The 12,476-nt window shown below is 53.1% G+C and carries 13 protein-coding genes; 9 read left to right on the top strand and 4 right to left on the bottom strand.

Annotated features, from left to right (window positions below; genetic code table 11):
* Position 1 precedes the first annotated feature (1 nt).
* The gene (locus GK091_RS15950) at positions 2-439 is read left to right on the top strand and encodes a hypothetical protein (protein ID WP_164040181.1); all 438 of its coding nucleotides are present in this window, start codon (positions 2-4) and stop codon (positions 437-439) included.
* Here the strand turns inward: GK091_RS15950 and GK091_RS15955 are convergent.
* Positions 436-1,500: a DNA/RNA non-specific endonuclease gene (locus GK091_RS15955; RefSeq protein ID WP_164040184.1), complete on the bottom strand. Its 1,065-nt coding sequence runs from the start codon at positions 1,498-1,500 to the stop codon at positions 436-438. The genes GK091_RS15950 and GK091_RS15955 overlap by 4 nt on opposite strands.
* Positions 1,501-1,620: 120 nt before the next feature.
* Between GK091_RS15955 and GK091_RS15960 the strand changes: the two genes are divergently transcribed.
* Positions 1,621-2,841, top strand: a complete 1,221-nt coding sequence (locus GK091_RS15960) for a BaiN/RdsA family NAD(P)/FAD-dependent oxidoreductase (RefSeq protein WP_164040186.1) — start codon at positions 1,621-1,623, stop codon at positions 2,839-2,841.
* Between the two features lie 54 nt (positions 2,842-2,895).
* Complete coding sequence (locus tag GK091_RS15965) at positions 2,896-3,324, top strand: hypothetical protein (protein ID WP_170312659.1); 429 nt, start codon at positions 2,896-2,898, stop codon at positions 3,322-3,324.
* A 5-nt stretch (positions 3,325-3,329) separates the two neighbouring features.
* Here GK091_RS15965 and GK091_RS15970 read toward each other — a convergent pair whose 3' ends face one another.
* Entirely contained in the window at positions 3,330-4,472 is a 1,143-nt protein-coding gene (locus GK091_RS15970; protein ID WP_164040188.1) for an acetamidase/formamidase family protein, read from the bottom strand.
* 148 nt (positions 4,473-4,620) lie between these two features.
* On the opposite strand from GK091_RS15970, the gene GK091_RS15975 reads away from it, so the two are divergent.
* Positions 4,621-6,090 carry an MFS transporter gene (locus tag GK091_RS15975; protein ID WP_317166308.1) on the top strand — a complete coding sequence of 490 codons (1,470 nt, stop codon included), beginning with the start codon at positions 4,621-4,623 and terminating at the stop codon, positions 6,088-6,090.
* Between the two features lie 66 nt (positions 6,091-6,156).
* Here GK091_RS15975 and GK091_RS15980 read toward each other — a convergent pair whose 3' ends face one another.
* A complete protein-coding gene (locus tag GK091_RS15980; RefSeq protein WP_164040190.1) occupies positions 6,157-6,567 on the bottom strand; it encodes a Dabb family protein in 411 nt (136 codons plus the stop codon).
* 256 nt (positions 6,568-6,823) lie between these two features.
* On the opposite strand from GK091_RS15980, the gene GK091_RS15985 reads away from it, so the two are divergent.
* The 5 genes from GK091_RS15985 (at position 6,824) to GK091_RS16005 (ending at position 10,651) form a co-directional block, all read left to right on the top strand.
* Positions 6,824-7,552, top strand: coding sequence for an SDR family oxidoreductase (locus GK091_RS15985; RefSeq protein ID WP_164040192.1), 729 nt, complete (start codon positions 6,824-6,826; stop codon positions 7,550-7,552).
* Between the two features lie 286 nt (positions 7,553-7,838).
* A complete protein-coding gene (locus tag GK091_RS15990) occupies positions 7,839-8,336 on the top strand; it encodes a molybdopterin-dependent oxidoreductase (protein ID WP_164040194.1) in 498 nt (165 codons plus the stop codon).
* Positions 8,337-8,389: 53 nt separating this feature from the next.
* Positions 8,390-9,133: a molybdate ABC transporter substrate-binding protein gene (gene modA / locus GK091_RS15995; protein ID WP_164040195.1), complete on the top strand. Its 744-nt coding sequence runs from the start codon at positions 8,390-8,392 to the stop codon at positions 9,131-9,133.
* Positions 9,134-9,149: 16 nt separating this feature from the next.
* Positions 9,150-9,815 carry a molybdate ABC transporter permease subunit gene (modB, locus tag GK091_RS16000; RefSeq protein ID WP_164040197.1) on the top strand — a complete coding sequence of 222 codons (666 nt, stop codon included), beginning with the start codon at positions 9,150-9,152 and terminating at the stop codon, positions 9,813-9,815.
* Positions 9,812-10,651, top strand: coding sequence for an ATP-binding cassette domain-containing protein (locus GK091_RS16005; protein WP_164040199.1), 840 nt, complete (start codon positions 9,812-9,814; stop codon positions 10,649-10,651). The genes modB and GK091_RS16005 overlap by 4 nt, the downstream gene beginning before the upstream one ends.
* A 36-nt stretch (positions 10,652-10,687) precedes the next feature.
* On the opposite strand, the gene GK091_RS16010 is transcribed toward GK091_RS16005, so the two are convergent.
* The gene (locus GK091_RS16010) at positions 10,688-12,274 is read right to left on the bottom strand and encodes a carbohydrate-binding domain-containing protein (RefSeq protein ID WP_164040201.1); all 1,587 of its coding nucleotides are present in this window, start codon (positions 12,272-12,274) and stop codon (positions 10,688-10,690) included.
* Positions 12,275-12,476 lie beyond the last annotated feature (202 nt).

Below are 12,476 nucleotides of genomic sequence, written 5' to 3' on the forward strand. Positions count from 1 at the left end.
CATGAACACGTTCTCCGAAACGCAGTATTTCCGGCAGTGGTGGCTCTGGCTTATCCTGGCGGCCAGCGGCTCTTCGGTCCTGTACGGCGTCCTGCACAACCCCAGCGACTGGCCGGGCCTGATCATTTTCGGGCTCGTCATCGCGCTGCTCGTAAGCTGGCGGCTGGATACGCGCTACGACGACGACGGAATTCATTACCGCGTGCGACCGTTTCTAGGCTGGCGAACGATCCGTTGGGATGACATTCAGCAGGCGACGCTGGTTAAGTACAATTTCGTTGGTTATGGGATTCGCTGGAATTTTGGCGAATGGGTGTACAACGTAGCCGGCACAAGAGGAGTCCGCATTCGTACCACCACAAACAAGCGACTCCTGATCGGCACGCAACGCCCCGATGAACTACAGGCTTTTCTGGAGAAACTACACGTTTCCGGTTAGTTGCTGAACCACTCGTCCACCATCTCGGATCGACCTTTGCTCTCTAATTTACGTTCCAGATCATCGGGAAGTTTAGGGAAGAAATCAAGTCCGGTCAATTGCTCGATCTGGTCAACGGGTACGACGAACTGCTTCAGCGAACTCGTTGATGCCTCATTATCGAGCAGAAAGCCGATCATGCGAATAGCGGGTTTGTTGCAATACAGAATAACCTTGTAAAACTTCTGAGGTACACTTACTTCATTGGCCTTCCCAATGGTGGGCAGACCCGCTTTCAGAACGGGTCCTGTAATGACGTAAAGACCATTATCGCGTACGGCCCACGTTCGGATGAGTTCTTCCAATTCTTTCCAGATGCCCCGGTTAAAATCAGGCGTCTGGGGTGTTATGTTGCTCATCAGGAAAGTCTCACGCATCATCCGCTGCGAATACTTGAAATCGCCGGCGGGTGCCAGATGCCCCCGGTCGTAGCCCGATCGGGTGTAGTCAGCGGGCAACGCGGTCCCTTCCGAAACGGCAGGATCAGGCTTGAACTGCTCGTTCTTACGGTCGGCATCGCCCGTCGTTTCATAATCCAGCAGCGGATAAGCGACCCACTGGGCATCTTTAAACTCGTCCCGATAACTAAGCGTATACCCCTCATGGCGAATCAGTTCGCCGGCCGATGACCTGGACACCGGAAGCAAAAAATCGACCTGCTTCTCAAAATCGAACCGTACCGTTTTGGAACTCTGCCCATCGTTCGCTTTGGACGAGCGATCGCTAGCTTCATCGCTGGCTTCACTTTCGGACGACGACCGATTGTCTGTCGCTACATCGGGACCCGAATTCGGTTCAGGTACTTTATACGGATTGGATTCCTCTCTATCAGCACGCGACCGGCCCAAGCCAATGATCTGCCGGACATCGTTCCAGAAGGCAACGACGGGCTTGGTCTTACCGCCGTAGTGCAGAAATAAGCCAACCATGAAAAACGCGAATAGCAGCACGAGCGTGTTGCCCCGCAGTCGAAAACCACGGCGAGAATAGTTTTTGGTCGAAAATCGGGGTTTGAAAAACATAGACGTAAAACTACAGAGTTTGACTGGAATACAGGCGTTGGCTACTACGAAAACCGGGTAGCTGTGGCCTAAAGACGCTACCCTGACGAACCACAATCCGCGATCAACTGTTGAAAAAATATGTCGTTAACCATTGCCGTTATTGGTGGAGGAGCGGCCGGTTTCTTTGGGGCTATCACAGCCGTTGAAACGTTTCCGGATGCCACCGTCACCATTTTAGAGAAGACCCGCACTGTGCTGAACAAAGTCCGTATTTCGGGTGGTGGCCGGTGCAACGTTACCCATGCCTGTTTCGATCACCGCCAGCTCGTGAAGCATTACCCACGCGGTGAGAAGGCCCTGCGACCGCTGTTGACCCAGTTCGATGCCGCAGCTACGGTGCGATGGTTCGAGCAGAAGGGCGTTCAATTGAAAACCGAAGCCGATGGGCGCATGTTTCCAACGACAAACACGTCAGACACCATCGTTGACTGCCTGCTTACTACCGCCCGGCGGCTGGGCATAACCATTCGCACGAGTTGCGGAGTCAGTACGGTACAGCCAACAGAAACGGGCTGGCAGCTTGACCTGCTCACCGGCGAAACACTCTACGCGGACCGCGTTCTGGTGGCAACGGGTGGCTATCCACAGCGGCCATCCTACGACTGGCTACCTGAACAGACGGAAGAGCTAGTAGCTCCCGTGCCATCGCTGTTTACGTTCAATGTGCCGGACAGTTACCTGTTGCCGTTGGCAGGCGTGTCGGTTCCCGATGCAGGGGTATCCGTTACGGGCACCAAACAGCAGCAACGGGGTCCCCTGCTGGTCACGCACTGGGGGTTTAGTGGTCCGGCGGCACTGCGCTTATCAGCTTGGGCCGCCCGCGATCTGGCAGCCGTCGATTATCGATTTACCCTGCGCATCAATTGGGTGCCTACCCTATCCGAGAACGATCTGCGAACAACGTTGCAGACCTTTCGGCAGCAGCATGGACGCAAGCAGGTTAGCTCGCAAAATCCGTTTGGGTTACCGTCCCGGCTGTGGATCGCCCTGGCGCTAGAGTCGGGTATCGAGGAAAGTCAACGCTGGGCCGACCTGCCCGCTAAACTGTTCAACCGGCTGATCGAACGACTGACCAACAGCCAGTTCCAGGTCGTTGGCAAAAGCACGTTCAAGGATGAATTTGTGACGTGCGGGGGCATTCAACCCGGCGGTTTACATCCGCAAACGCTCGAAAGTAAAGCACAACCGGGCCTGTTTTTTGCGGGCGAAGTATTGGATGTAGACGGCATCACGGGTGGGTTCAACTTTCAGAATGCCTGGACAACTGGCTACGTCGCTGGCAGGCACATCGGTCTTTAAATCCGGTGCGCTTGATTTCCTGAACTGTTAGGCCTTCCGGCAGTTATAGAAGGTATGAAAGCCACGCGATTGACCAAATTTTTACCTCATTCAGTAAGCCCGCTCCGGCGAGCCCTTTCCCTGCTTTTGCTAACCGGACTGCTGGCTGGATCATCGGCCTGTAGCTCGACTAAATCGTCCGGTTCCCGACAACAGATCAAGTTGATGGTTGGCGAGATCAAAGAGATTACCCTTTCCAGTCGTGGAGACGGTTCGCGGCAATTGATTGGCACATCCGACAATCAGGAAGTGGTCGAAGTATCGCGGCCGGAGCTGGCTCCGGCCGTCGATACCCTGAAACAGGCAAATTCCAAGCCCGCTATTTTTCAACTCAAGGGGATTACGGTTGGTACGGCCAACGTCGTTTTCACCGAAAAGCAACCTGCTGAAACGGGGAGCGGACAAGTCAAAAAAACCTACGTTGTTCAGGTAATGAGCAAATAGTATGGCTACCAGTAGGTGAATTTCTTGGTGGTGAAAATTGCTTTGGGAATCATGGCATGAACACCCAGTGTCTGATCAACCACCTGACTGACTTCAAAATCGACGGCGGTGCTGGCAATCGATAAGGCTTCATTGAACGTAAAGCCTAGCTCTGTCTGTATGAACGCAACGGCTTCTGACAGCGCGTTTTTCATCGCTCTGTTCAAATCTTTGTCCAGGCCAACGGCAATAAAATGGGTAGGCGTTTCGGCTCGTGGCAGTTTCAGCGTTTTTCCTTTGTGAACAATAAACTTGACCGTCAAGGTGATGGCCGTTTCGATGGCCACCCCGCTGACCTCGCCGTTTCCTTGTGCCCCGTGTCCATCGCCCGTTGTGAATAAACCGCCGGACACCGATACCGGAAGGTGTAGGGTCGTTCCTTTTGTCAGGTGTTTGATATCCAGATTACCACCGAAAAACGCTGGAGGAATCGAACTGACCCGTCCCGTTTCGGGCGGGGGCGACAGCGCCATCACGCCCATGAACGGCTTTAACGGCACTTCGACGCCTTCTTTCAGGATGGCCACTTTTCGTTTGGCATCATAGCGGTACACGAACGTCTCGCGGGTTTTAACCTCATCCGGAATACCGCCCCCGCCCGGCCATACGCTATTAACCCCAAAACCCGCCGGAAAGGTAAGATCGAGAATCCGGATCTCCAGACTATCACCGGGCTCGGCACCGTCGATGTAGACCGGGCCCGTCAGCATGTGTCCACGTATACCCGATGGGTCGGGTTTTACGGTTTTCATGATGGCGATCACCGCCTGCGCGTGGGCATCGATGGGCAATTGGTTTTTGGTATAAAACTCTTCCGGATTGGTCCGGCTAACACCCGACGGATTGACGGTCTGGATTTCGACGACATCACCGTCTTTCACCGTATAGACAGGTTTCACGTCAGCACCGAAATAGCCATAGACCATGTTCTCTGGTATTGAACGGACCACATGATCGGGTTTTACTACCCGACTGGCAATTGATTTGTCCAACGGGTCGGGGGCCGGACTCAGGAGCGATTCCGCGTTGGCGGACAGTCCACCCAGCGAGAGAGCCGCCAGCCCGCTTTGTGTTGTTCGGTGTAAAAATTTTCGTCGCGACGTTTTCATCAGGTTGTATGGTTGGCTGATCTCTAAAGATAAAAATTTACCGACCAATCGGTTATTCAGACCCTGTTTTATGATCAGTTATTATCCCTGCTTACGAAAACAACCTGTCGGCTGAACCGGTTACGACCTAGATATAACGTACTGTACCGTGACACAACCCGTTTCAATCGCTGAACCGTCGGCCCCCAACAAGTGGATTATTCTGGGCACCGTCATGTTCGGCACGTTCATGTCTACGCTCGACAGTAGCATTGTGAACATCGCCTTGCCTACCATCCGCCGGGAACTGGGCGCGGGCGATAGTGTCGAATGGATTGTCCTGTGCTACCTGTTGACCACGACCAGCACCCTGCTCATTATGGGCAAACTGTCGGACTGGGTGGGTCGTCGGCAATTGTACATAAGTGGATTCTGCGTTTTTGTACTGGGGTCTTTGTTGTGCGGTTTTGCCTGGAGCCTCTGGTCGCTGGTGGCGTTTCGGGTGCTTCAGGGGCTGGGTGCTTCCATGATCTTCGCCGTTGGTCCCGCCATTATCAGTGACACATTTTCTCCGAAAGAACGCGGGCAGGCACTCGGCTTAATGGGTTCCGTTGTGGCAGCAGGCTCCAGCGCGGGACCCGTCATCGGCGGATTATTACTGGGAAAATTCGGCTGGTCCAGCATTTTTTTTGTCAACGTCCCCATTGGTTTACTGGCTATCTGGCGAGCGTGGACGATACTACCCGCCAGTCCGAAAGTTAGCGGACAGCAGTTCGATCTGGTTGGCGCGGGGTTGTTTCTGATCGGTGTTATTACCTTGCTGACGGGACTTGATTTTGGTCCGGAGCCTCGTTATGGCTGGGACAATGCCCTTGTCGTCGGACTGCTCAGCGTAGGGGGTATTCTACTGCTGACTTTTTTTCTGTGGGAGATGCGGGTCAAAGAACCGATGCTTCGACTTAGTTTATTCCGGGTCCGACCGTTCACCGCTGCCATTCTCGCGGCTTTCTGCGGGTTTGTTGCTTCCGGCGCAAACCTGTTTGTGATTCCCTTCTTTTTACAGCAGTTACTGCAATTGACGCCCGAGAAAGCAGGCTTGATCTTGCTGGCCGGTCCGCTGACACTCAGCGTTGTCGCACCACTGGGTGGTTATTTATCCGGCAAAATCAGCGCCCGATGGTTGTCGAGTTTCGGCTTATTGGTTACCACTTGCGGCTATTTTGCTTTTTCGTTTCTGGATGTCAACTGGGACTGGAAAGATGTCGTCTGGCGAAGTGCGCTGGTTAGCCTAGGCTTTGGTTTGTTTCAATCGCCAAACAGCAGCAGTGCCCTGAACGCGGCTCCTCTGGCGCAACGCGGCATTGCCAGCAGCATGATTGCGTTCATGCGCAATTTGGGATTTGTGATCGGCATTGCGCTGGCCGCTGCCGTCTGGTATAGCGTCCGCAATCGGTATGCACTGGCAAATAACGTTGCGCCCGACACAACGCCTGCCCAACTGCTGGGTATGCATTACGTCTACCTGACCATGACGGGTCTGGTCTTGACGGGCGCGATCATTTCGCTGACCCGTGGTAAGACGCAGGAACCCTCACAACCCGCCTATCCCGAAAATCCAGTTCCCGCAGTAGCCAATTAGCCATTGTCGTGTAAGAGTATTGGATTGCCAGATTCGACACCCCTACACGACAAGACACCACTACTTTTACCGCTTTGGGCCGATTGAATCGTAGATGACCACTTTTTCCCAGAGCGACGCATAATTCTTGCGAAAATCGTCGTGAATAGGATCTTTCTGGTAGCTTTCTTCGTCCGCGGGACTATCAAAGAAACACAGCCACGAATAGGCGTATTTGCGCTCAATGACGTCACGGGTTGTATTCGCGGGTGTTCCGATATGCACGAGTTTGATGGTCGGGCATTTCGCCAGTTTGTTCAGCCCTTCCAGCAGCTTGGCTTTGTCAGCGGCATTATCCGGGTTTTTCAGGTAAAACAGAACGTGGTGAACAAACATTTCTTTTGGAGCCGCTTCGGCTATGCCCACGGCGGGAAGCGTTGCACCCAAGCCTGCCACAACACTACTTTTGACAAATGATCTGCGAGATTGCTCGTTCATAAACGATTTCGATTTGGTCAACGCGGTATTTGTCCGCTTGCAGGAACAAAAATGAACAACAGTACGTCAACAAGCAACCTTCGGGATCGTCTCGCCGGGCGTTTCAGCAAAAAAGGTTTGATTCCTTCCCCCCGATCTACGTCAGAGCTAGCTACTCGTCTACCGTTGCGCTCGTCAATCGCTATGTAAACCGAATAGGCAGTCCGGAACGTTTACAACCCGTCAACTAATAACAACTCAGACACGTTAGAAGAACATGAACCTATCGAACAACAAAATTCTGATTACCGGTGGCGCATCGGGCATTGGCCTGGGCCTTACCGAACGGTTTATCCAGGAAAACAACACCGTCATTATTTGTGGACGACGCGAATCGTTGCTTCGCGATGTAGCCAAGAAATTTCCGTCCGTCATTACAAGAACCTGCGATTTGTCTGATGCCGACGAACGGCAGGCCCTTTACCAGTGGATTGCCACCGAACACAGCGATTTATCGGTGCTGGTTAACAATGCGGGCGTTCAGCAGTGGATGTCGGTTTCGGACGAGGACTTTTTCGAACGGGCCAAACGTGAATTGGCGATCAACGTTGACGCTCCGCTTCACCTTACCTCGTTGTTCATCAACCTGCCCTCGCTAACCTCAATTCTTAACGTAACGTCGGGATTAGCCTTTGTCCCACTGACAAAAGTGCCGGTCTATTCGGCCACGAAAGCGTTTTTCCATTCGTTTACCTTATCTCTGCGAGCTCTCTTGAAAGCGAACGACATTGAGGTGATCGAGATCATTCCGCCCGCGCTCAATACCGATCTGGGTGGCAAGGGTTTACACGATCATGCGCCACCGGTAAGTGATTTTATCGACGCTGTTTTTGACCAGTTAAAACAAGGTAAAACAGAGGTAACCTTCGGTTTCAGCGACGCGATGGTTAACGCAACGCCCGATGACCTGCGGAATACATTCAACAGAATGAATGCAATCAATTAACGGCCATGCAGCACAGCCTGGTCGGTTACGCGCTTAGCATCCGCATGATCACAATTGCGATAGCACACTGATCATAACTGTGCGACTACTAAAAAGTAAGCCGAAACGGGTCTTGAGCGTGTTTGACGGGGTGTATCGTTTTAGCATCTGCGAACTGAACCCATTTCGTTGAATACGCTCTCGATAGCCGTTGGATCGTCATCTGAAAACCAGCGTGCATGGGAGTTATAGTCTGGATCGTTATATTTGTTCGAACACAACGCTTAATCTCCTGGTTTCTCCCATTATGACTCGTTTTTTACGCCCTAAAAAAGCCTTTAACCTGATTATTCTTTTTCTGTTGACTGGTAGTGCTTACGCTCAGACAGTACTGACCATTTCGGGAAATGTAGCCAAACCACTGACGCTACAGGCAGCGGACCTAAAGTCCATGCCGCATGCTATGGTAACCGGCACCGACAAAGATGGAAAGGAACATCAGTACTCGGGTGTTCCGTTGGTCGATTTACTCAAACTGGCCGGGGCCACACTGGGCGGTGAACTTCGCGGGGGAAATCTGACTAAATACGCGGTTGTGAAAGCGGTTGATGGCTACGAAGTTCTGTTCGCCCTCCCCGAAATCGACCCGGAGTTTGCTACCCGAACGATTCTACTGGCCGATAGCGTCGATGGAAGCCCGTTACCCAAAGGGGTGGGCCCCTACCGGGTGATCGTTCCCGGCGAAAAGAAACCAGCTCGCTGGATACGGGAAGTCAAGGCTATTGAGATCAAAAGCAGCCGTTAAGGGCGCTGTTTCGTCTAACCGATTTCCATTTCCAGGCCGTCAATCGCAACTAAATGAAAAAAATCGTTCTTCTCTTTATACTCCTGCCTACCTGTCTACAGGCGCAAAAGCTTCGGGTGGCGGTGGCGGCAAATGCGCAGTTTGTCATGGAGCCACTACGCATCGCCTTTCAGAAGAATTCCGGCGTTGCGGTTGAGTCCATTGTCAGTTCTTCCGGCAAACTAACTACCCAGATTCAACAGGGAGCCCCGTATGATGTGTTTCTGTCAGCGGATATGATGTATCCGGAAACACTACACAAGGAAGGCCTGACGCAAAACGCGCCTACGGTTTACGCGTACGGAACGCTTGTGCTCTGGACAATGGGTAAGTTACCGCTTTCTTCGGATTTGAAGGTCCTTCTCAACCCTTCCGTTCGACACATTGCCCTGGCCAATCCGACGAAAGCGCCCTACGGCGAAGCAGCAATGGCACTGCTTCAGCAAGCGAACCTGCTGGACAAGATTCAGCCCAAAATCGTCAATGGCGAAAGCATTGCGCAGGTCAACCAGTATATTTTATCAGGCGCTGCTGAAATTGGCTTTACGGCCAAATCGGTTGTCCTGGATTCCAGCCTGAAAAACCGGGGTCATTGGATCGAGTTACCGCCCAAAGGCTATTCACCCATTGCGCAGGGCGTTGTTGTGCTGAAACGAACCACTGACCCAAAAGCCTCCCAACAATTTGTTCAGTTTTTGCGTAGCCCAGCCGCCCGGCGTATTTTGCAGCGGTTTGGCTACCGGCTGCCCACCACTTAACTGATTGCATTCGCATATGCCCATTGACTGGGAACCCATCTGGCTTACCTTCGAACTAGCCAGCATTACCACGCTTATTCTACTCTTTATCGGTGTACCACTGGCGGGGTGGCTGGCGCTGAGCCAGTTTCGACTCAAGCCCGTGGTTGAAACGTTCATCAGTCTACCACTGGTGTTACCGCCTTCGGTTGTCGGATTTTATCTGCTGCTGGCTTTCAGCCCGACTAGCTGGCTGGGCGAATGGCTTCTTCACACGGTCAACGTACAATTGGTTTTTTCGTTCGAGGGGCTGGTTTTTGCCTCGCTACTCTATAGTTTGCCGTTCATGGTGCATCCGATCCAGGCGGGCCTCGAAAATCTACCCGCGTCCTGGCGCGAAGCGGCCTACACACTGGGTCAGTCACCGGCCAGAACCCTATGGCGAGTCTTACTGCCCAATTGCAAACCCGCCTTACTGACCGGCATTGTGCTGTCATTTGCCCACACGATCGGTGAATTTGGGCTGGTTTTGATGATCGGTGGTAACCTGCCGGGACAGACTCGCGTGGCGTCCATTGCCATTTATGATGAGGTTGAACTGCTGCATTTCCGGACAGCACACGCCTATGCGGCACTGCTGCTGGGTGTTTCGTTCCTGATTCTGCTGCTCGTTTATGGGATCAACAAACGCGTGACGGTATGATCAAGCTCGACATTAGCATACCGCGCCTGTTTGCCGAAGGCGCTACGGAACTTCAGTTAAACCTAGAGCTGGTGCAGGGTAGTCTAACCGCCCTGACGGGTCCTTCGGGGTCGGGCAAAACGACGCTGCTGCGGGTATTGGCCGGACTGGAAAAACCACGGCGGGGTCATATTGCGGTGAATGGCACGAACTGGTTCGATGCCGATCAGTCGATCAATCTGTCTCCGCAGAAACGGTCAATTGGGTATGTTTTTCAGGATACGGCCCTGTTCCCGAATATGACCGTCCGTGAGAATATCCAGTTTGCCGCCCCCGCCGATCAGCGCGACCTTATCGATACGCTGATTCAGGAAACCGGTCTGGAATCATTTGTCAACCAAAGACCGACCGTTCTATCGGGTGGTCAGCAGCAGCGGGTTGCGCTGGCGCGGGCCCTGGTCCGCCGTCCAGCCGTGCTGTTGCTCGATGAGCCCTTTGCCGCCCTCGACCCGGAGGCCAGTCAACAGCTGCGGCAATTGCTGCTACGCCTTCACCAGACCTGGGGTACGACCACACTATTGGTCAGCCACCACGATTCCGATGTTCAGTTTCTGGCGGATCGGATTATTCGTCTTGTACAGGGCCGCGTCTACAGTGATCAATCCAGTACAAAAGCGCCCCCCCTCCAGGCGACGCTCCAACCAGAACAAATCCGACGCGTTTATTTTGACGATACCCGGCAAGAGTGGGTCATCGAAACCGACACGGTTTCACTGCGGTCGCCAAATCCGGCGTGGGGTCGCCTTCGGGTTCATGAGTTCATCCAGATAGCGCACTCAGGGCCAGGGAATCAGTGATTGATCCTGAGTGCGCTACCTGTTCAAGTCCGGCTATCAGCCCGGCCCGTTACTCCCACCCACTTTAGTGACCATACCGTTCGTCGTGAACGTACTCGATTGCGTTCCCAGCATATACGTACCACTCGTGTACAATCCATTGAGATTCGTTCCATTCGATACGCTGCCTCCCGTATAGACCTTATACGATTGGGTCGATTTCAGTTTTGGACTCGAAAACAACATGGTAGCGTACGAACGTGGAATGAGGAACGTCAACACTTCGGCACCATCACTCGATTGTATATTGATCAGCTGATTGGCCGTACCAGCGCCCAGAATAACCGAGGGCTGAGTACTCACACTCGCCGTGGGTGAGCTGGTAGCCCCGCCGATGCCAACCATAAACCCGCCGGTTATTTTAAAGGTGTTCCGGTCACAATCGAAGCCCTCTTCGGGCGCGGTGGAGCCGACAGATACCACTTTCCCACCCGTAACGGTGATCTTGCCGTTGGAGTCGATACCATCATTGGAGGTACTATAGGCATAAATTATACCGCCGTTAATGTAGATAAACGTACCGGCATTGATGCCATCGTCTTTCGCTTTGGCCGTGATCGTACCGCCGTTGATGGTCAGTATGCTTTTGCTTTCGATTCCTTCGCCAGCGGAGGAATTTATGGTAATCGTACCCCCATTGATGGTCATGTAGGGATCAATTGTCGTGTCCGTATCGTACGATGCCGACAGCCCTTTATCCACTACGTTAATCGTGAAAGTTCCGTTATTGATAACCACATAGCCTTCGTCGCACTGAATCCCGTCGCCCAGCGTCGTCATTGTTGCGGTGCCCCCATCGGCAATGAACGCGTCTTTAGTATGAATACCATCCGAGGCCGCGCTGGTGATGATGATGGTTCCGCTGATCAGCCGGATGTAGTCATCGCTGGCAATGGCGTGTTTGTTATTCCCCTTCACGGTCAGGCTACCCGTACCGCTGAAGATCAGTTGCCCTTCACTAAACAGCGTTCCTTTCATATCCTCCGTACCGCTGGCGGTATACGTGGTGCCGTCGGTCAGTGAATTGGTCGTGTTGTCCGCCAGGATCAGAAAAGCTCGTTTGCCCGACTGAATGTTGATGGCCGGACCGTCATTATTCGTGATGTTGACGCCGTTTAGCGTAAGCTTGAACTTTTTGTCGCTGTATACTTTCACCGATCCGTTGGTTGTCGTGCCAGTCAGTACGTACGCCACTTCCGACGCCGTCGAATTGATGGTAACATCACCGTTGGCTTCGGTGATCGTCACCCCTTTGGCCGCCATCGGATTGGTAATGGTTATCGTACTGCCGAACCCAATCGTTACCGTGGACGAAAAGGTTGAGTTTGCCAGCAGATCGTCCGCGTTGGCCGCCGTGACGGTACTTCCTTCCGGTGTGCTGGCATAGGTGGTTGTGCTGTCGATAAGTACGGAGCTGCCCGTTGTCGCGGTCGTTGATGTTGTGCCGCCGGCAGTAATGTTTTCAGCGTCTTTTGAGCAGGCGATCATCGATGTCATGATCAGCAGGGTGAGCATGGGTAAACCGATGCCACGCCTGGTCGCCAATCCGGCTACGTCAAGTGTTTGTTTTTTACGTTCGTTCATGCTGGTGTCTTTGCGGGGAAGCCCCTTACCTGGTGATGACGGTCACGACCAGAAAAATGGCTGGCAGTCGTGCGTCTTTTTACTATATCGCAGCAATAAGGGGTTTCGTTGCACGCGATGACCAATTAGCGGTAAAGCAGCTGATTGTGCCGGTCAATACGTCCCTCGTATGATTCGCCCCTGAACGATGGCGCGATCGTTA

Source organism: Spirosoma agri (assembly GCF_010747415.1).
GTDB classification, from domain to species: Bacteria; Bacteroidota; Bacteroidia; order Cytophagales; family Spirosomataceae; genus Spirosoma; species Spirosoma agri.